The following is a 19,086-nucleotide window of genomic DNA, read 5'->3' as shown; positions in this document are numbered from 1 at the left end:
TACCTATATTCGAAAATAAAAAGATTCTAATTTTCAAACAGACTCTCTTCTTTATAATGAAGGGGGGCTGTTTTTTTATTTCTAGCCGGAAAGAGTGAAACCCACTCTCCCTAGTATGTACATGCACGAGATTTTTTCAAAATGAGGGGGTACGCGTTGGGGGTAGTCTTTTTTGCAGCTAACTAGCGAGCTACCAAATATATAGCATGTTTCTATATGTGTAAAAAGCATATAAAAACATGAGCGATTTGGACGACATAAAGCAAAGGATTTGCACCGCAATGGAAACTCAGGGTACATATTCAACTGATTTGGATTTGTGTATTGAGCTTTGCGCCGGAGCGTATCTCGCTTTCAAAATAGCATTAAAAGATATTTCTAAGAGAGGCGTGCATTCCTTTGTAAAAGAGAAATCGCGAGAAAACAACGACAAGCTAACCGCACACCCATCTTTTAAAATTCTGTTCGATTCGCTCGAAGCCACACGCAAGCAATTGCGTGAACTTGGCTTAACTCTGCAAACACTTTCCTCTTCCGAAGACGACGAGGTTAACGATTTAATTAATGACGTTAACGAAGCGGGGAAAGATGGAAAATGACGAATTGATAAAGCTAAAGAAAGCCACGGTTAGTTCTTTGCAAGCCATTAATGTCTTTGCTTATCAGCTTGATAAAGCTGATAAGCGGCTAAACTCTTACATTATAAGCTGCATTAATAACCCAGAAGCACACAACCTTTATGAGTTGCTTGCTATCCGGCGTTTCTTTCGCCTGCTTGACATGTACGACTTTCGTATAGGTGAGGTTAAGAAGTTCGTTGTATTCTATGAATCACTAAAATTTTCCGGTACGAAAGGGAAAACCCGGTACAAATTAACTCCTATACAAGTATTCCAGTTCGCTAACATTGTAGGTTTTTACAAGCCCGGGACAGACAAACGCCTTATTCGCGAGGCTCTTTTATTTGTTCCGCGTAAATTCAGCAAAACGACCAGTGTTGCAAGCCTTTCGATTTACGACCTGTTATTTGGTGATGCGAATGCCCAAACATACGTTGCCGCCAATTCATACAATCAAGCAAAAGTATGCTTTGACGAAATAAGAAACATATTAAAAGCTCTCGACCCGAAGCTAAAACGCTTCACTATCAATCGGGAGATTATATACAACCGAATAAAGGGAAAAACCTCATTCGCCCGGTGCTTGGCTTCCAATCCTGATAAATTGGACGGCCTTAATGCCTCAATGGTGATAGTAGACGAATATTCGCAAGCCGATAGCGCTTCATTGAAGAACGTTTTAACCTCTTCAATGGGCGCACGGCTCAACCCTTTAACCGTCGTGATAACAACAGCGAGCGACAAGCAAACTGCCCCGTTCGTTGAAATGCTGAAAATGTATAAAGCAGTCCTTCGAGGTGAAATTGAAAACGATTCTATTTTTGCCCACATATTTGAACCTGACGTTAACGATGAAGAAGGTGATCCGGCCACTTGGCGAAAAGTTCAGCCCCACATGGGTATAACCGTTTACGAGGACTTTTATACAGATGCCTACCAAAAAGCATTATTCAGTGCACCTGATGCATTAGAGTTTCGCACAAAGCTACTAAATATTTTTGCCCAAAATAGCGATAAAATATGGCTCAAAGCACAAGAAATCGAAGCCCTTGCTAAAGATGTAAAGTTAGATAATCTGGCCAATAGACCGCCGTGCATGGCCGCCGTCGATCTATCCGTTTGCGATGACTTTTCCGCTGTCACCTATACTTTGTATTCCTCTGAGTCTCATTCGTTTCATTCACATACGGATTACTATTTTCCACGCGAAGCATTGGCCGAACATCCCAATCGGGAACTTTATAAAAGTTGGGCGGAAAAAGGTTTTTTGATATTATGCGATGGGAACGTGATAGATTATAAACTTATCGTTTCCGACATTCTTAGACGAAACAAATCACTCAAAATCTTAGGTATTGGATACGACCCATACAAATCGGCTGAGTTCGTGAACATGCTTTCTTCTTCCGGAGCAAAAAACATTTTATTTCCGGTTAAACAGACTTACGGAACCTTCACGAGTCCCGTGGAATCTTTCGAGTTGGCTGTAAAAAGAAAGCTTGTATCCTTCAATCCAAACCCTATTAACTGGTATTGTTTCGCAAACGCAGTACTAGATGAAGATAGGAACGAAAATAAAAAACCTATAAAGAAAACTCACAACCTAAAGATTGACGGGGTAATAACTAACCTGATGACATTTTATTTATTCAACAACATAACACGATAACAATATGAACCTATTTAGTTTCTCACGAAAAGGTAAAGCGGAAAAACGCTCTTTGGACGCGATTAATAGTACCACCACCGGAAAAGCCATAAATGCCCGGTTGCCTAATTTACCATCGCAGCCTATTGACGTATATAGCGCAAATAGTGCTATGCAATTGGCAGCGGTGTATCGTTGCGTCTCTATCTTATCGGGAACAATCGCTTCTTTGCCCTTGCAGATAAAGAGGAAGCAAGACGGTTATTTCGCTGTAGATGAAAAGAACGAGTTATACGGTATATTGACACGCCGCCCAAACAACAGACAAAACTCTTTCGACATGATACAGAATGCAATCATACAGATGGTTAATAGCGGGAATGCTTATATTTTCATCCGTACTTCATTCGGCGACGTGTCTGGATTGATTCTGTGCTCAAATAATTCGGTTGCTTACGATAAGATAAGTAACCGCTATGTAATCTCCGATGCGATTAACCACATAAGCGGAACTTTTGAGGCCGACCAAATCATACACCTACGGAATAAGAGTTTAGATGGAGGCTATACCGGAGTAAGCACTATTACTTATGCACACAGAGTTTTGAGTATTGCAGCAAGTGCAGATAATCAGAATTTGCAAACATTCCAAAACGGAACAAAGGTAAAGGCTCTTTTGTACGGTGCGTCCGGAGGAATGGCAGGACTTGATGCGCTTGACTATGAACAAACGTCGCCCGTTGCCGACCGTGTGGAGTCTCAACTAAATTCAGGCAAAGACATCATAGCCATTTCAGAAGACTTGAAGTTTCAACAACTTTCGATTAATCCAGTAGATGCAGAGCTATTAGAGACAAAGAAATTCAGCGTATTGGATATTTGCCGCTTTTACGGCGTTCACCCGGACAAAGCATTTGCCGGACAGGCCACCAATTACAAGGCATCCGAAATGAGTCAGGTTTCTTTTTTAACCGACACATTACAACCTATCTTAAAACAGATAGAGGCCGAGTTTAACGCTAAACTTATTCCGGATAGTGTTGCGGCTATTTATCAAATATCTTTTGATTTAAGCGCCCTATATCAAACCGATCTCACAACGCAAGCCGCCTATTGGAAAGCCTTGCACGAACTTGGAGTACTTACTACCAATGACATCCGCCACAAAAACGGTTTACCTTCAATTGAAGGCGGAGACGTAGCTATGATAAGTTGCAATGTGGCTCCTATCAATTCGGCAAAGATTCGAGGCGAAAAAGTAGAGCTACCAAAAGAGAAATAAGAAGCATATAGGAAAACAAGTATTATTAAGTCATGGAAATACGCAGTTTTACAGAGCAAGCAGCTCCCCAAATATTAACAGGAAGAACGATTCAGGGATATGGAGCCGTATTCAATCAAGAATCGCGCATCCAATACGATAAGGAGAAAAAGGGCGCATTCATTGAAATAATTGAAAGTGGAGCGATAACAGAGGAATTAATACGCTCATGCGATATTAAAGCATTGGCAGAACATAATAAACAAAGGTTATTAGCCCGTTCAAATCATGGAGTTGGTTCTTTGGGCTTGTGCGTAGATGATTATGGCATGAGATATAAGTTCGATTCGCCTAATACGCAAGAAGGTGATTCCGCTATAGAAATGATTAACCGGGGAGACATATTCGGCTCTTCCTTCGCGTACTGGACGGATGAAACAAAAAATGTATCCTATCAAAAGAAAGGGGGACTTTTGATTCGAAGAGTGCATAAGATAGACCTTCTTTTTGATGTATCGTTAGTATCCGACCCTGCATATTTCGGTACGGATGTGACAGTACGAGGAATTGAGGACATAGAGTTTTCTTTGCTGAAAGCAGATACAAAATACATGGAACAAATTAATAATTTACGTAAACTTATTTAAGTATGAAAAAAGAATTTGAAAGAGTTGCTGAACTAAAAGAACAGATGCGAACCATTTTGGATAAGGCCGAATCCGAAAAAAGATCATTGACCGATGACGAAAAAACCGCATTCACAAGTTTGAAGAATGAAAAGGAGCTTATACAAGTGAAGATTGAAAAAAGGAATCTTGAAAACGAAATGCAGGGGAAAAAGGCTATTCATGGCAAAGCATTGTTTGCCAAAGCGGTAGATGACATTGTGAACCATCGTTCATTAGCTGACTATTCCGGAGTGGTAACAGAAAACGGCATTAAAGTTATTGAACGCGCCGATGCAACCGTTACCGATGCCGCCGGAGTAGCTCCGATGGTTCCTGTTACAGTTGGTGAAGTGATTGAACCGCTCGAAAAGGGTCTTATCATCGACAAACTGGGCATTAAAATGCAAAGCGGACTTGTTGGTGAGCTTATATTCCCAACCTTGCAAGCAGTTGAAGCAAGCATTCAAGGGGAGAATGCAACCGTGGGAGATACGAAATTGAACATTGGCAAGATTACCGCATTTCCCAAACGCGTTTCTATATCTATTCCGGTATCACGCAAAGCCATTAAACAAACAAACTATGCGTTACAGGACATTGTACTCAAACAAATTTCTTTGGGCTCAGCAAGATTATTGAATAAATGGATGTTTTCGGGAACAAAATTGGATGGTGCTAGTAACGGACCTTTTGTTAAAGAGCAAGCAAATGTAGAATATGAAACCGCTTTGAATTTCGCAAATATCGTATCCCTTGAAACTACCGTTATGAGTGAAGGTGTGGATGTGACAGACGGAACAGCAGCCTATGTTTGCACCCCGGCCGTATATGGTGCTCTCAAATCAACACCCAAAGAAAAAGGCTCTGCCGAAATGATTTGCAAAGACAATATGATTAACGGTTATCCGGTATTAGTAACTAATTACATGGATGCTGATTCTATCGGTTTTGGCGTATTCTCCTATTGCGCAATCGGCCAATTCGGTGATATTGATCTGATTGTTGACCCATACACACAATCAAAAGCTAATATCATAAACTTCGTGCTAAACTCCGATTTTGATATTGTTGTGGCGCGAACCGAAGCCTTTGCAATAGCAAAGAAGAAAGTTTAATAATTAAGTGAATAAAATCGCAAAGAGGGGTTAGGCATTTGCCCTAATCCCTTTTTTAATATAAAAGAAGATGGAATACGTTACAGTTGAAGAATTAAAAAAGCATTTGAATATAGATTTTAGTGATGATGATGCTTATTTGACTGATATACTAAAAGTTGCTATGTTATCAATCGAAACAACAATAAAGACCCCACTTGAAGAGTATGTAAAAGGCGGAGAGTTTAACCCTATGTTAAAGCACGCCATTAAAATACTTGCAGGGAATTTTTACGCAAATCGGGAACCTGTTTCTTTTGCCGCTCCTTCAGTTATCCCCTATTCTCTCAGCTATTTGATCAGACCATTTAAAAAGTACCAATAATGCAAGCCGGATTACTAAAAGACATAATAACCTTTCTTGAAAACGATCCCACACGCGACACATACGGCGGTTTGTCTGATCAATGGATAGAAGTATTTAAAAAGAGAGCCTACGTTCGCTTCAATTCGGGCTCACGTAAGGAAGTCAACAACGAGGTGATAAACACCGAAGTTCTCACGTTTATGATTCGCTACACCAAAGAAGTGCAGGAAAAAATGAGAATCATATATGAAGGCCGGAAATATAAGATTAACATGATAAACCGGGACAGAATACAACAAGCAACCATTATACAAGCTGAATCAATCAATGAGTAGTACACAAGCTTCATACAAAGTAACCGTTGACACAATACGTATCAACGAAATACTTTCTCAATTGAATGACAAGGATGCAAAGAAGGCTATCAAATCGGCTCTTAGAAAGTCCGTCTCTATTATCCGCAAAGAAGCGCAGAGGAATTTGGGTGCAGTGGTAAAAGCAAATAGTTTAAAGAAAGAGGTTCACGTAGCCATCTATAGAAATGCTTCCGGTGCACGGGTCGATTTACTTGACAGGCGCAAAAAAGGCTCGAAGGCGTTCACTTTGAAGTTCTTTGAACTTGGAACTAAAGAAAGAGCTACCAATAAAGGAGCAAACAGAGGTAGTATAACCGCTTCTTACTTCTTTAGAACCGCAGTTGAAAGCAAGAAGAACGAAGCCGAAAAATCTTTAGAACAGAACATTATCAATTCAATAATGAAAGTTGTAAATAAAAAGAAATGAGTTTATCCATAGGCGTACACATATTACAGAAATTGTCAGCTTCACAGGAGCTGATATTTGCAGTTGGAGAAAAGATATTTCCTATTGTGGCCACACATGAGACTACTTTCCCTTTTATCATCTATAAACGAGGCTCATTAACACCGGGATATACCAAAGACCGATACAGCACAGGTGATAACACAACGGCAGAATTAATTGTGGCAAGTGATAAATATGCCGATTCGGTTAAAATCATTGAATTGGTCAGGTCTGCATTGGAAAATAAAGGAGGCGAATATAATAGCTTTTCGGTTGTCGACGCAAAGGTAATATCCGCCGATGAAGATTTTATTGAAGACACCTTTATACAACGCATTACCTTCTCTTTTGAGACGGAAACAGAGTAACTAACATTTCAAATATAAAGTATATGTCAAAAGCAAAAACAGTTTTAGGAAAAGATTTGATGTTGTTCGCCAACGGCAAAGCCTTAGCATTAGCCACATCATGCAAATTGACCGTATCAGCCGAAACGATGGACACGCAAAGCAAAGATTCGGGCATTTGGACGGACAAAGATATAAAGAGCCTATCGTGGTCAGGCTCAAGTGATAACGCTTTTAGTGCCGACAAAGACGTGAACGGATATGATACACTGTTTGCGTTAATGGTATCTTGTGCGTTGGTGGATATTAATTTTGGTATTCCGGCAAATGCGAGTACAAACGGCATTCCCGATAATGGCTGGACGCTTCCGGCTTCATCCTATGCGGGTAAAGCGCGCATAACATCACTTGACTTGAACGCCCCGGATGGTGATAAGGCAACTTATACAGTAAACTTCGAAGGCGCGGGCCCGTTAAAACCAACATCCGCCGAAGGTTAAATATAATAATCAAGTATAGAGCGGCATAAAAACCGCTCTTTCTAATTAAAAACAAAGCATAATGAAAACGATCACTATCAACAAAACAGCGTACAAACTAAAATATACGCTTAGAATACTATTCATTTTTGAAGGTTTGACTGGCTATCCGTTTAAGTTCGGCAAGTTACTGGACGAGTACATTTTGTTCTATTCGGCGCTACTTGCAAACAACGAAGACTTTGCAATACCCTTCAACGAATTTATAAAACTCTGTGATGATAAGCCTTCCTTATTTGAAGAATTCAAAGATTTCATTTTGAACGAAATTAAGAGGCAAGAGCAAGAAGAAGTTAAAGAGGAATATGTAAAAAAAAAGAAGAAGAGGAAATAAGCATTCGAAAGCTCTATGCGCGTGTAGTGGGTGAAGGCGGTGTTTCACCCGATTACTTTCTGGATAAAATGAGTTTTGCAGAAATTCGGTATTTCCTCGAAGGCTTATCCATGCGCAACCGCGAAGCATGGGAACAGGCGCGCGTATTAGGTTATATCATAGCTCAATCCAATAGCACAAAAGAGCTCAAACAAACAGATATACTTCGTTTCCCGTGGGATAAAGAAGAAAGCGAGCCTCAGGCAAATATTGTTTCCGATGCGGACATAGAAAGATTACGGCAAAAAGCGAAAGCGATTGAATCAACACTAAAAGATTAATCATGGCAGATATATTAACACGGTTATTACTTGACACAAAAGGGTTTGATGCAAATCTTACCAAATCCAAACAGGGCGTAAACAACTACCAAAGTTCCATAACTGAAATGGCAAAAAATGCCGGGGCTGGAATTCTCAAATTTGCCGGGGCTATAGGCGTAGCGGTTGGAGGCATGGAGGCCTTCGGAAAAACTATAAATAGCACGCAAACAACTGGGGACGCTTATGTTCGCGTGACAGATCAAATGAAAGCAAGCGTCGACTCTTTTTTTGCTTCTATCGCAATGGGTGATTTTTCTGGCTTTATAAACAATCTGCAAAATGTAATCGGCAAGGCTGGTACTTTGGCCGATGCGCTTGACGAACTCGCGACGAAGAGCTTGTTTTCTGATGCTGAAATAAATAACCTCACCACTCAAAAAAATATTCAAGCTAACATTGCAAGAGATAGAAGTCGATCGGATAAAGAGCGTAATGATGCATTAGCCAAAGCCCGGGATTATCAGTTAAAAATAACCAACCTACAGAAGAGTTTGGCCGGAACAAATAAGCAGACTGCATATTCTACCCTAGACACTGCAATTGCAAAGCAGGGCTTTAAAGGTAATGTTGCCCGCTCTACATGGGATTGGATGTTGAAAGAATCGAACCGTAGCAAATGGATTGCCGGAAGCTCTGAATATAAAACAAGGAAACAAAAGGCAGCGTCATTAATGGATGTTGACCCTGAAAGTGGCTTACTTATACACAGCAAAGCATCTTTGAAGGCTAAAAGAGAATTTGACGCATGGGCAAAAACGCAAGACGGGCGTAATAAAGAATTCATGTACTACTTTAGTGAAATGGATGATAGCGAAGAATCCATGTTAAACAAAGCGATGCAGCTAAACGCAAAAGCAAATTCGATGTTTTCAGCCATTAGCGACGACACGCTTCAACTCAATATGGCAGATGCTAAAATTAATGGTTCTTACAAAACGAAGAGTGGAGCATCAAACAAAACCGCCCAAAATGCTAAAGAATCGCCCGCAGGTTCATTGAATGAAATTTCAAAAGAATTAGCAGAGGCGAGAGAGAAATATAATAAAGCTGCAACGGATGAGTTAAGGCAACAATTGTTTAAAGTTATAGAAGAACTTGAAGCTAAGCAAATCAATCTGAATTTCAGAGCTGAATTTGGCAAACGTGATATGCCCGAATTAAAACAGGCCGGACTAGGTAACAATATAAAAAGTAGTTCTAAGAAAATTACTAAACTCGAAAAAATTAAACCTTCCATCACTAAGGAAGATATTAACGCGAACAAAGAGTACGGCGAATCATTAAGTGCTATCGGTAACATAATGGGAAACGTATCCGGTGCATTTGATAGCAATACAGCCTCTATTCTTCAATGGGGTGCTTCTTTATTCAGTACGATAGGGCAAGCAATTCCTGCAATTGCAGCCTTAATCGGCATCAAAACGAGTGACACAGCCACAACCAACGCCAATACAACCGCTGAACTTGAAAATGCGGGAGCAAAAGTAATATCGGCACATGCGGGTATTCCTTTTGTCGGTGTCGCTTTGGGCGTTGCAGGAATAGCGGCTATCGTTGCGGCTATGGCAAGCATTCCGAAGTTTGCCAATGGTGGTATTGTGCCCGGCGGTTCATTTTCAGGTGACAAAGTGCCCGCATTGCTTAATAGCGGTGAAATGATATTGAACGGTTCGCAACAAGCCAACTTATTCAAGCAATTGAATAGTGGCGCAATACAAAGAATACAAGTCGGGACTCTCTCTAATTCATTAAGAGAATCAATAAGTCCAGACGAGTCCAGTCGGAGTATAGACGTTTCGGGAGATTGGAAAATACGCACATCCGATTTATATCTCGTATTAAAAAACTACATGAATAAAACAGGCAAGAAGCTATGAGTTACGGAGTGATATATACAGTACCCTTTAAATCAAGAAAAGAAACAACTTATTTGGTAGAGATTCAAAAAGATGGCTACGAAGGGGAAGTTATCGAATTAACAGGAAATGGAGAGAGTCCTTTTAGTGTTGAGATTGACGACGAAGAGTTTTTGTACACTCCTACCCGCTTCTCTACCGCTACAATTCGGATAGTAGGCAGTGACTATTTGCAAAGTTTATACTCAACTAAATACCAACAATACCGGGTTATTTTTAGAAGAGAAGGCGTTATTATTTGGACTGGATTTGTCAAACCCGAATTATATACACAGGATTACACATCAACCAAATTTGTACTTGAAATACAGTGTATATCGGCAATGAGTACGCTAGAATATATTTCATACAGAAAGGCCGAAGACAATTATAGCTTTGTGTCGTTATGGTACTTACTCAAAAGATGTGTCACGGAATCACGTGGTGTATATTCGGCGGTGTATATTCCGCACGTATATGCTAAGAATGCAGAAGATTACCAGAAGCTTGCCAATGTACTTGAAAGTATGACGGTCAGTGAACAGAACTTTTTCGATGAAGACGATAAAGCCATGAACTTGAAAGAAGTCATCGAAGAAATTTGCAGGTTTCTAAATTGGACTTGTGTGGATTGGTTGGGCGAACTGTATTTTGTCGACATAGACCATAATGGGAAGTATTGCAAATATACACCTGATTTCTCTTCTTTCACGATGGAATCAGGAAACAGCCTATCCGTTCAAGAGATTCAATTCAGCGGTTCTGAGCATACCCTTGATTTATTGGGCGGTTATAACAAAGCCTCAGTAAGAACAAGTAATTATAATGTAGGAGATATATTCCCTACCGAGGATTACAGTAAGCTAAAATCTTTTGCTAATCCGGAAGACAAAGTTTCTGGGAATAAAGTGACTGTTAAGAGATTTTATATACCGGGAGTATATAAGTTCTTCCAATACAATAAAAATAGAAATGAAATTTCTGAAAGTGAATTAGCTTCATACAAAAACAAACCAGACGAAATTATTGGGGCTATGCCTATCAAGCGGTGTGTGTACAACATGGTAGAAAAGAACGGGCAATGGAATCCTGATATTACAAACTACAATTGGGAGGAGCTAATACAGGTTCGCAGAGGTTGGAAGCGAACAGACGGGAATCATGATTTCCTATTAAGAGATAAAATACTAACTTTTGCATCACAATTACCCGTAGCTTCATACGCTAATGGAGCGATCGCAATTAGCTGTTATATCCAAATCACTGCAAATGATGATCTGTCTACCGATTCCGAAAAACGAGAAGGTACACCATATTGCCAATGCTCATTATCAATTGGAAACAAGTATTATAACGGCGTTAGCTGGGTACCAGACAGTACCGCTCGTTTTAATATCAATTTTCCCATGTCAGAAGTTTCAGGTGGAAGTTTTGGCCAAAATGAAAACACCAAAACACTCAATATGCCGTATGATGGGTTAAATGGTTATGTAGTAGAATTACCTAGAGGGAAGCCATTGCTCGGTGAGCTTAAATTTGTCATGTACTCCTTGACTCCACCGCCGGGGAACTACACAAACAGTTTCGCCGGAATTGGGTACTACATCAAAGATTTAAAGATGAGTTACAAGCTTATTGACGGACTAGAAGATGAATTATCAGAAAGCAACGACCGATATTATGAGAACGTAGTAAACGGCGAATATATTAATGAATTGGATGAGATTAAGTTCAAATTGTCCTCATATAACAATGACGGACTGTGTTACGGAAAAGTTCTTCTAAACGATGATTATCTGAGTAACAATTTATATTCTTCTTTGTATGATCAACTTATTCGGCCAGAAGAACACCTTATAAAGCGGATTATCGGACAATATGGAGCTACCAAAATTAAATTAAACCAAATATTAATGAGTGACGCGCGAATAACACCGATTACGTTGCTCTCAGACAAGCACATGCCAAACAGGAAGTTCATAACTACAGGCGGGGAGCTTGACTTTAAAATGGAACAGTTTAATTGTAAGATGGTAGAAAACAATGATAGATATTAAATCAAAAATAATTCCGGCACAACCACGCTCGAAGAATTACCCGACTGGAACTGTAGTGGTAAAAGGCGGTGGAGGTAATACGACCGTTGTTAATCAAAATGCTGGTTCTGCCATCAAAGTCATTAAATCTTTAGAAGATTCCATATTCACAGAAAACAACGTTCTTTCGTCTTTACGCACCTTATTAGAGATGCGTAAACTAATAATAGCTCAAACGGATAACGAAACTGTCTTATCCGATGACAATGCCTTTTCATCTCTTCGTACTATGGAAGAGGTGAACAGAGCTATTGAGGATGTTTTAAAGACGATCGAAGCCACGTATTTAAACAAAAACAAAGCAGACACAGCAAACAAGCTAATTACTTTCATTGAAGGTCTGATTTCAAAAGGGCTTATTACGGCAGAAAGTGGTATTAAACTGCCTTCCGGAGCGGCTTTGTATTCAGCTTATACAGATGGTTTGTTAAGTTTCGCTATTGACGAAAACGGCTTTGTTATATACGAAAAAGGTACGGCAAACAAATGGAGTGTTATAACTCATGCGGGTGCTGAATTTCAGAATTTAGTTATTAAGTTCCTCGCTCAAATAACCGACCTAGAAGTATCGAATAAGGCTACTACACTTGATTTGGTAGTGCAAGCACTTGCTAAAACGCATGATTTGACTGTAGATAATACAGCCGATATTATGCATGGGATCATTCGGGAGTATTTAACTTCCGAATCCTTTGTTTCCGGCTTTCTAGGCAGTGGTTTTAAAATATGGAAGGATGCAAACGGTGATTGGAATGGTGAGTTTGATAAGCTGACGGTTCGTAAGATATTTACCATCTTCGAACTGGTTGTTCAAAAGGTGGTGCATCAGGGTGGTATGGTAATCCGTTCTGCCGCTGGTGGAAAGCTAAAGAAAGTAACCGATGGTGGTACTTATTGGAAATGCGAGCATGATTCTACCGATGATTTTCTTCTTGATGATCAAGTATTATGCCAGACCTTTACGGGAGTAACAGTTAAGAGATATTGGCGCAAAGTTACTTCTGCCGGAGCGGGGTATTTCAATCTGAGTAAAACGGATTGTGAGGCCGGAAGCGCAACCCCTGAAGTTGGAGACGATGTGGCTGTTTTAGGTAATCGTACCAACACAGACCGACAAAGTGCACAGATTGATTGTGCTGTAGGTGTCAATGCTCCTTACAGGGATGATTATGCAGGGATTAACTCGTACTCGCTAGTTGGCAAGCTTATTAATCGTACAGGTAACTTATCGGGTATAACTGATCCTGACTTTGGCGTACTGTCCGGAAGCGGCTTGTATGGTTCAAATGTCTACCTGAAAGGTATATTCAGGTTGCTATCCGGGAAAACAGTAGAGACGGAAATATTGGATGCGCAAAGCAAAGCGATTAACACAGCGGCGACAGACGCTCAATCAAAAGCAAATGCCGCTCAGTCAACCGCAATTTCAACGGCTGCTAATGATGCAACGTCTAAAGCAAATACGGCTGAAAACAACGCAAAAACATATATTAACAGTACATTCACTACTAAAACAGAGTTTAGTTTACAGTTTGCAGCCCTGAATAATTCGATATTGTCCAAGGTGTCTCAAACGGATTTTAATTCGTTGAACACTCGCGTTACCTCTGCTGAACAAAAAATTACGTCTGATGCAATTATTTCAACGGTATCATCGACTATCACGACGGCTAAAAACGAGGCGATTAATGCGGCTGCCACAGATGCGACAACCAAAGCCAACGCAGCAAAGTCTTCCGCTATCTCAACCGCAGCAACGGATGCGACAACTAAGGCCAACACAGCGGAGAGCAACGCAAAAACGTATTCAAACAACACGTTTACACCCCTTACTACATACAACACTAAGATTGCTCAATTAGAGAGTTCAATTAGCTTGAAAGCTGACTCAACAACTGTCAACGGCATTAATACCCGATTGTCTTCTGCTGAAGCTAAGATAACCTCGGATGCAATCAATTTCACGGTACAGAGTCAAGTTATTGATACGGCGATCTCGTATTCAAATCTAGCTGCAAAACTTGCTGGAGCAAAAATGTTATTTATCGATCCTGCCTTTAAAGAATCGATGAATAGCATAAATGTATATAATAACAATGGCAATGGCACGGTTACGATAGGACGGGTACCAAGGTATAGCGATAATCCGACTGATTCCAATTATCAAATTAAAATTGTAGCATCCGGATTTGGTATGACACCAGGGCGCGGAGGTTTTTACTTTGGTAATTATGCACAGCCTTATGCGGAATACATTTGTAAGTTTATCGCATGGGTGCCAACGAATTGTTCTATTGTATTTGCTTCTAATAGTATGGGATCGGGTGGGTATCAGAAATGGTTAACGCCAACACAGGGACAAGGAAAATGGGCTGAATATGTTTCGTATGTGAGAGCTGGTGACGGAGGCAATTCAAGCACTAACTTTTATTATCTCAATAATTCTACAGATGAAACAGTAACATGGTGGTTGTGTTATGCTACCGTTTTTGATTGTAGCAAAAATGAATATACACCTGACGTGTATGCAATCAAATCAGGCATTAGTATTACAACCGGAGGCATATCTATATTTGGCCAAACGCTTAGTTTTGCTGGTAAAGTAACTTTTAGTTCCCTTGATTCAAGTACGCAGTCAACCATCAACGACAAAGCGACTACTGGCTATGTTGATACAGCTAAATCCGCAGCAATCAGTACCGCGGCTACAGATGCAACCACTAAGGCAAACTCTGCTCAATCGGCCGCAATCAGTGCCGCTGCAACGGACGCAACAACGAAGGCGAACAACGCGCAGTCAACCGCAATTTCCACTGCCGCCACTGATGCAACCACTAAAGCCAATAGTGCCCTTGCTTTAGCTAAAACGTATAGTGATACTTTAAAAAACTCATTGGGTAGCCTTGCATATCTTAATGCTGTGTCACTTGCTAAGCTAGATAGTACAATTGTTGAGGGCGGTTACATTAAAACATCTTTGATTGATGCTAATGCAATAATTACAGGCTCTTTGCTGGCAAACAAGATAGCGGCAACAAATATTACCACAACCAGACTTACGGTATCAGAAGGATGTACAGTCGGAGGGTTCTCAATCGGTAGCAACCGTATCGGTATATCGGCCAGTCCTGATAATGTTGGTAGCGACGGTATGTTTCTTTATTCCAGTATGATCGGTTTCAATGCCGGAAGCAGACAGGCCATTATCGGTACGTATAATACTTTAGGAACATCACGACTAGGGCAATTTATAGATACGACCTCAAACTATTTGCCGAATGTCGGAATCGCTTTTGATATAAGAAGCACTAACAACGGCAATCGGAATTATGCCTTTCTGGGCAATGGGAATGGTGTATTAAATGGGTTTGTCAGCGGTTATGGTTTCAGAGAATATAGTTTTGCTGCAAATAATCAGTATTCAGTTGTTGGTACTCTAACTTCCGAATTTATCCTTGTGTATTTTAACTATTCGAATTGCGCTATTGTATTGCCAACCCTTGCCTCCATGTGTGACACGCTCGGAATATCATATACAAAAGCCTTTACGGTCAGATTAACAGTTATTAGTACGGCAGGGAATTCAGGTAAATTATACGGTAGATCATCATCCGGCATATCTGGTATATCGGGATATAATTACCCTGAATTAAGAGACTGGAACAATGCTATTAATAACGGAGGCTTTGGGATAGATCAAGGCGATTCTTACGAGCTTTGCATGTTTTACGACGGAAGTTCTACCAGTAGCGTACCAAGTAGAAGCGATGCTTACAGGGCATATATTATCAATAGACAAAATTAATTTATAGAATTCAGACATTATGAAATTTGACTTTAGAAAAATCAAAGTAAAAGACATCGAGGGGAAGGAAAGTAGCCTTGATATTAGTAAAGAGCTCGGCAATTCAATTTACCGGAATACGGCCGATTTGGGGGAATTAGAATTGGCTCGTAACATCTATAAAGATGGTGAAGTAGAAATTAATGCAGAGCAAGCCGCTATACTGAATAAGTATGTGAGAGAGGGTTTTCTTGCTTTTGTACAAGAAGCTTTGTGTCCTGTTTTAGATGAAATTATTAATCTTAAAAAATAAAAGATCATGTTTACAGAAAAATCAAGAGCAACCGCCGTTACAGGCTCAGCCGAAAGCGGAGATTTCAATTACAAGGTAGATTATAAAGCCGACGGCAATAAGCTTATAAAGCTTCATTGCAATGTTTATAAGAAAACCACAGAGACAGAGCCTGAGCAATACGCCGGACTTATGTCTCAGGAAAATGGCAATAAACAGTTTTCGTTCCCACAGGATACAGATATTGCACCGCATGTTACAGTGTTTGATACAATACTTTCGGAAATAAAAACAGCATTAGAAGTAAAAGAGTAAGCAATGAAAGGAGTAGATGAAATAATTATTGTATTGTGTATGCTACTGGGCATATATATTGCCGTGTTGGGCTTCATTGGTTCTGACTTATGCAGTGGCCTTAGAAAAGCGAAGAAGCGTAAAGAGCTGTGTTCTAGTTACGGCCTAAAAAAGACAGTTGAGAAAATTGCCAAGTATTATAACATGCTATTTGCCGTCACCCTTGTGGATTGTATTCACATGGCAGTTGTTTGGTACTTAGATACATATTATGGTTACTCGTGGCCAATGATTCCAATATTAACCGCTGTCGGAGCAATCTTTATCGGTGTAATTGAAATCAAATCCATCTACGAAAAAGCAGAGGATAAGGTTCAGTTTGAGCATGCCGGACAGTTAGCCGGAAGAATCATAGCAAATAAGGATGATATAAAAGAAATTGTTAAGGCCGTGGCCGATTATATGAATGAAAAGGAGGTAAAAAAATGAGTAGAGGTTTAAAGAATTGCAATCCCGGTAACATCCGGATTAGTACAACAAAATGGATTGGAGAAATACAGCCTAGCACGGATAAATCATTCAAGCAATTTAAAGCAATGCCATACGGTTATCGTGCGCTTATAAAATTGTTGCAGAACTATCGCAAATTACACAATCGACAAACTATTGCGGAGTTTATCGAAAGATGGGCTCCTAAAAGCGAAAACAACACATCGGGTTATATATCGCGCGTTTGCAAAGAAATGCAAGTTCCGTCTACCTATATGCCGGACATTGAAGACAAAGCTACCATGTGCGCTTTTGCGGCTGCAATTAGTCAGGTTGAGAATGCAACGCCCGCTGTTATGGCAGACGTTGAAGCGGGCTGGAATTTACTTTAATAATTGATAAGCCATGAAAAAATATTTGATTATAACGGCTGTTTTCATTGCTTTGTTATCCGGAGTAGCCTTTCTACTCCGGCAAAACAAAACGTTGCGTATGGAAGCAAAACGGCAAGCAGGTAACGTTTCTACATTAATGGAAGACGCAAAAAGGTATAAAATACGGGATAGCCTGAATGTACTTTCTGTTAGCGCACTCAGGTTAACAGTGGATGAGTTAAAGAAATATCGGGCCAATGATGCCAAGCTTATTAAAGAGTTTAAGCTACGCCCTAAAGATGTGCAGTATATCACCCACACTGAAACTGTAACCCGCGATAGCCTTGTTTATGTGCCCGAATCGGATAGTTGTTTTCATTATCGGGATAAGTGGTTAAGTGTTGATGCGTGTTTGCGTGATTCGAGTATGGTTGTGCAAAGCCGAGATAGTATTGTTCAGATCATACATGCAGTCTATAAACATAGATTTCTTTGGTGGCGGTGGGGCTTGAAGGGGATTAGGCAAGAAGTAGTGAATTTTAATCCGAATTCTCATATATTATATAGAAAAAATATTTTAATAAAAATAAATAATGAATAGTATACAAAAAAAATAAAGCTAAAGTTGATTTTGATTTATATTATTATATATTTGCAAATAAATAAGTTTTATCACTATATATAAAATAATATTAACCACTAAATTTCAAGTACTATGGCTTTCAAAAATGTTGTTATTTTTCGACTAGAATTACAGGGAGATATGAGTTTCGAAAATTTGCTTCTAGACGAAGCTTATCAAAGCCCAATTGCTATTAATGAGTATAAGACTGCCGAATTAAATTATGTAAATAGAAATAGCAATGGGACAATTACAGGACTCTTTGTAGCCACTCAGAAAAGGAATATTCCTCCTGCTCATAGGCCAGGTGGGGAAGAATATTCAGCAGTATCTCTAGCCGATGGAGAAGGACTTGCATATCCTAATGTTATATTATACGATCCAACTACCGCTGCTTTGTATTTAGAAGTTAATAGACTAGGACTTTCTAACACACAAATTGAAGATTATTTTAAGCTACATGCAGCTAATAATGGAGTGCCAAATCTTTCAATTACACTAGCTCCCATATTAAAACCAAATGCTTATGATAGAGTTAACAATATGTTGAGCGTTATGGAAGTAGAAGTTAAAATAGCTAATCCGGTTTTAATGTTGCGCGAACAAAATACAACAGGAGCTATCCATCAATTTGCTGAAGCGGCAAAAAATATTAATGCTACTAAAGATATGAAATTAGTATTAAAAGGAGAAGAAGTGAAAGGTGGGCTTATCAAAGAAGAGGTTTTGAGAGTTATCAATGTATTTTCACATATGTTTAATCGAACGGAAGCAAGTTCATCTGATAGATATAATAAGTTAATAATAAAGGGCAGTAGAAGATCTTCTGAAGAAGAAGACGTCGAAATTATTGACGAGGTCATTAATTTTGTTTTAGATAAAATAAAAGATCGCTTTCCTTTAGAGGAGCAAAATATAGCATCAGGGCTTCAGTTCTCAGAAAGAAAAAGCGGAATCACTAGTGTTTATGTAAGACAAGCTGAAACAGTTCGATCACTTGTTGGTACGCTAGATTAATTTATAAAATATATATAGAAATCTATAACTTAAAAAAGTAGATAATAGTATAGATATAATCCAACAAGACTTGAATACATTAAATATACAATTAGAAGATGTATTGTTAATAAGCAAAAATAAAGATGTCATAATTACAGATATAAAAATACAGATAACAGCCTCCTTATTATATTGTA

Annotated in this window: 21 protein-coding genes; all 21 read left to right on the top strand. The window is 39.5% G+C overall.

What is annotated here, in order from left to right; translation table 11 throughout:
• The first annotated feature begins 239 nt into the window (after positions 1 to 239).
• The 21 genes from ACKPCE_RS10530 (at position 240) to ACKPCE_RS10430 (ending at position 18,907) form a co-directional block, all read left to right on the top strand.
• Entirely contained in the window at positions 240 to 599 is a 360-nt protein-coding gene (locus ACKPCE_RS10530; RefSeq protein WP_319505150.1) for a P27 family phage terminase small subunit, read from the top strand.
• The gene (locus tag ACKPCE_RS10525; RefSeq protein WP_319505149.1) at positions 589 to 2,289 is read left to right on the top strand and encodes a terminase large subunit; all 1,701 of its coding nucleotides are present in this window, start codon (positions 589 to 591) and stop codon (positions 2,287 to 2,289) included. The genes ACKPCE_RS10530 and ACKPCE_RS10525 overlap by 11 nt, the downstream gene beginning before the upstream one ends.
• 4 nt (positions 2,290 to 2,293) lie before the next feature.
• The gene (locus ACKPCE_RS10520; protein WP_319505148.1) at positions 2,294 to 3,550 is read left to right on the top strand and encodes a phage portal protein; all 1,257 of its coding nucleotides are present in this window, start codon (positions 2,294 to 2,296) and stop codon (positions 3,548 to 3,550) included.
• 32 nt (positions 3,551 to 3,582) lie between these two features.
• Entirely contained in the window at positions 3,583 to 4,176 is a 594-nt protein-coding gene (locus tag ACKPCE_RS10515) for an HK97 family phage prohead protease (RefSeq protein ID WP_319505147.1), read from the top strand.
• A 2-nt stretch (positions 4,177 to 4,178) separates the two neighbouring features.
• Positions 4,179 to 5,312, top strand: a complete 1,134-nt coding sequence (locus tag ACKPCE_RS10510) for a phage major capsid protein (protein WP_319505146.1) — start codon at positions 4,179 to 4,181, stop codon at positions 5,310 to 5,312.
• A 70-nt stretch (positions 5,313 to 5,382) separates the two neighbouring features.
• Positions 5,383 to 5,676, top strand: coding sequence for a head-tail connector protein (locus tag ACKPCE_RS10505; protein WP_319505145.1), 294 nt, complete (start codon positions 5,383 to 5,385; stop codon positions 5,674 to 5,676).
• Positions 5,676 to 5,993 (top strand): phage head closure protein, encoded by a 318-nt coding sequence (locus ACKPCE_RS10500; RefSeq protein WP_319505144.1) that lies wholly within the window; start codon positions 5,676 to 5,678, stop codon positions 5,991 to 5,993. Before ACKPCE_RS10505 ends, ACKPCE_RS10500 begins: the two co-directional genes overlap by 1 nt.
• On the top strand, positions 5,986 to 6,441 hold the full coding sequence (locus tag ACKPCE_RS10495) for a hypothetical protein (RefSeq protein ID WP_319505143.1): 456 nt from the start codon (positions 5,986 to 5,988) through the stop codon (positions 6,439 to 6,441). The genes ACKPCE_RS10500 and ACKPCE_RS10495 overlap by 8 nt, the downstream gene beginning before the upstream one ends.
• On the top strand, positions 6,438 to 6,830 hold the full coding sequence (gene gp17, locus ACKPCE_RS10490; RefSeq protein ID WP_319505142.1) for a tail completion protein gp17: 393 nt from the start codon (positions 6,438 to 6,440) through the stop codon (positions 6,828 to 6,830). The genes ACKPCE_RS10495 and gp17 overlap by 4 nt, the downstream gene beginning before the upstream one ends.
• Before the next feature lie 23 nt (positions 6,831 to 6,853).
• Complete coding sequence (locus ACKPCE_RS10485) at positions 6,854 to 7,309, top strand: phage tail tube protein (RefSeq protein WP_319505141.1); 456 nt, start codon at positions 6,854 to 6,856, stop codon at positions 7,307 to 7,309.
• Between the two features lie 61 nt (positions 7,310 to 7,370).
• Positions 7,371 to 7,682: a hypothetical protein gene (locus ACKPCE_RS10480; RefSeq protein ID WP_319505140.1), complete on the top strand. Its 312-nt coding sequence runs from the start codon at positions 7,371 to 7,373 to the stop codon at positions 7,680 to 7,682.
• Positions 7,683 to 7,750: 68 nt separating this feature from the next.
• Positions 7,751 to 8,002: a hypothetical protein gene (locus ACKPCE_RS10475; protein WP_319505139.1), complete on the top strand. Its 252-nt coding sequence runs from the start codon at positions 7,751 to 7,753 to the stop codon at positions 8,000 to 8,002.
• Between the two features lie 2 nt (positions 8,003 to 8,004).
• The gene (locus tag ACKPCE_RS10470) at positions 8,005 to 9,921 is read left to right on the top strand and encodes a hypothetical protein (protein WP_319505138.1); all 1,917 of its coding nucleotides are present in this window, start codon (positions 8,005 to 8,007) and stop codon (positions 9,919 to 9,921) included.
• A complete protein-coding gene (locus ACKPCE_RS10465) occupies positions 9,918 to 11,996 on the top strand; it encodes a hypothetical protein (protein ID WP_319505137.1) in 2,079 nt (692 codons plus the stop codon). The genes ACKPCE_RS10470 and ACKPCE_RS10465 overlap by 4 nt, the downstream gene beginning before the upstream one ends.
• The gene (locus ACKPCE_RS10460) at positions 11,983 to 15,840 is read left to right on the top strand and encodes a hypothetical protein (RefSeq protein ID WP_319505136.1); all 3,858 of its coding nucleotides are present in this window, start codon (positions 11,983 to 11,985) and stop codon (positions 15,838 to 15,840) included. Before ACKPCE_RS10465 ends, ACKPCE_RS10460 begins: the two co-directional genes overlap by 14 nt.
• 19 nt (positions 15,841 to 15,859) lie before the next feature.
• On the top strand, positions 15,860 to 16,132 hold the full coding sequence (locus ACKPCE_RS10455; RefSeq protein WP_319505135.1) for a hypothetical protein: 273 nt from the start codon (positions 15,860 to 15,862) through the stop codon (positions 16,130 to 16,132).
• A gap of 6 nt (positions 16,133 to 16,138) precedes the next feature.
• The gene (locus tag ACKPCE_RS10450) at positions 16,139 to 16,426 is read left to right on the top strand and encodes a hypothetical protein (RefSeq protein ID WP_319505134.1); all 288 of its coding nucleotides are present in this window, start codon (positions 16,139 to 16,141) and stop codon (positions 16,424 to 16,426) included.
• 3 nt (positions 16,427 to 16,429) lie between these two features.
• Positions 16,430 to 16,894: a phage holin family protein gene (locus tag ACKPCE_RS10445; RefSeq protein ID WP_319505133.1), complete on the top strand. Its 465-nt coding sequence runs from the start codon at positions 16,430 to 16,432 to the stop codon at positions 16,892 to 16,894.
• Positions 16,891 to 17,286: a structural protein P5 gene (locus tag ACKPCE_RS10440; RefSeq protein ID WP_319505132.1), complete on the top strand. Its 396-nt coding sequence runs from the start codon at positions 16,891 to 16,893 to the stop codon at positions 17,284 to 17,286. The genes ACKPCE_RS10445 and ACKPCE_RS10440 overlap by 4 nt, the downstream gene beginning before the upstream one ends.
• Positions 17,287 to 17,299: 13 nt before the next feature.
• Complete coding sequence (locus ACKPCE_RS10435; protein WP_319505131.1) at positions 17,300 to 17,869, top strand: DUF6549 family protein; 570 nt, start codon at positions 17,300 to 17,302, stop codon at positions 17,867 to 17,869.
• A 114-nt stretch (positions 17,870 to 17,983) separates the two neighbouring features.
• Positions 17,984 to 18,907, top strand: a complete 924-nt coding sequence (locus ACKPCE_RS10430; protein WP_319505130.1) for a DUF6731 family protein — start codon at positions 17,984 to 17,986, stop codon at positions 18,905 to 18,907.
• Positions 18,908 to 19,086: the final 179 nt, after the last annotated feature.

Source organism: Bacteroides graminisolvens (assembly GCF_963666085.1).
Lineage (GTDB): Bacteria > Bacteroidota > Bacteroidia > Bacteroidales > Bacteroidaceae > Bacteroides > Bacteroides graminisolvens.
This window is presented reverse-complemented; position numbering and strand designations above follow the sequence as displayed.

Bases quoted from the DNA above. Each gene is read 5' to 3' on its own strand.
- ACKPCE_RS10530 (WP_319505150.1), top strand. From the start codon at position 240: ATGAGCGATTTGGACGACATAAAGCAAAGGATTTGCACCGCAATGGAA.
- ACKPCE_RS10525 (WP_319505149.1), top strand. From the start codon at position 589: ATGGAAAATGACGAATTGATAAAGCTAAAGAAAGCCACGGTTAGTTCT.
- ACKPCE_RS10520 (WP_319505148.1), top strand. From the start codon at position 2,294: ATGAACCTATTTAGTTTCTCACGAAAAGGTAAAGCGGAAAAACGCTCT.
- ACKPCE_RS10515 (WP_319505147.1), top strand. From the start codon at position 3,583: ATGGAAATACGCAGTTTTACAGAGCAAGCAGCTCCCCAAATATTAACA.
- ACKPCE_RS10510 (WP_319505146.1), top strand. From the start codon at position 4,179: ATGAAAAAAGAATTTGAAAGAGTTGCTGAACTAAAAGAACAGATGCGA.
- ACKPCE_RS10505 (WP_319505145.1), top strand. From the start codon at position 5,383: ATGGAATACGTTACAGTTGAAGAATTAAAAAAGCATTTGAATATAGAT.
- ACKPCE_RS10500 (WP_319505144.1), top strand. From the start codon at position 5,676: ATGCAAGCCGGATTACTAAAAGACATAATAACCTTTCTTGAAAACGAT.
- ACKPCE_RS10495 (WP_319505143.1), top strand. From the start codon at position 5,986: ATGAGTAGTACACAAGCTTCATACAAAGTAACCGTTGACACAATACGT.
- gp17 (WP_319505142.1), top strand. From the start codon at position 6,438: ATGAGTTTATCCATAGGCGTACACATATTACAGAAATTGTCAGCTTCA.
- ACKPCE_RS10485 (WP_319505141.1), top strand. From the start codon at position 6,854: ATGTCAAAAGCAAAAACAGTTTTAGGAAAAGATTTGATGTTGTTCGCC.
- ACKPCE_RS10480 (WP_319505140.1), top strand. From the start codon at position 7,371: ATGAAAACGATCACTATCAACAAAACAGCGTACAAACTAAAATATACG.
- ACKPCE_RS10475 (WP_319505139.1), top strand. From the start codon at position 7,751: ATGAGTTTTGCAGAAATTCGGTATTTCCTCGAAGGCTTATCCATGCGC.
- ACKPCE_RS10470 (WP_319505138.1), top strand. From the start codon at position 8,005: ATGGCAGATATATTAACACGGTTATTACTTGACACAAAAGGGTTTGAT.
- ACKPCE_RS10465 (WP_319505137.1), top strand. From the start codon at position 9,918: ATGAGTTACGGAGTGATATATACAGTACCCTTTAAATCAAGAAAAGAA.
- ACKPCE_RS10460 (WP_319505136.1), top strand. From the start codon at position 11,983: ATGATAGATATTAAATCAAAAATAATTCCGGCACAACCACGCTCGAAG.
- ACKPCE_RS10455 (WP_319505135.1), top strand. From the start codon at position 15,860: ATGAAATTTGACTTTAGAAAAATCAAAGTAAAAGACATCGAGGGGAAG.
- ACKPCE_RS10450 (WP_319505134.1), top strand. From the start codon at position 16,139: ATGTTTACAGAAAAATCAAGAGCAACCGCCGTTACAGGCTCAGCCGAA.
- ACKPCE_RS10445 (WP_319505133.1), top strand. From the start codon at position 16,430: ATGAAAGGAGTAGATGAAATAATTATTGTATTGTGTATGCTACTGGGC.
- ACKPCE_RS10440 (WP_319505132.1), top strand. From the start codon at position 16,891: ATGAGTAGAGGTTTAAAGAATTGCAATCCCGGTAACATCCGGATTAGT.
- ACKPCE_RS10435 (WP_319505131.1), top strand. From the start codon at position 17,300: ATGAAAAAATATTTGATTATAACGGCTGTTTTCATTGCTTTGTTATCC.
- ACKPCE_RS10430 (WP_319505130.1), top strand. From the start codon at position 17,984: ATGGCTTTCAAAAATGTTGTTATTTTTCGACTAGAATTACAGGGAGAT.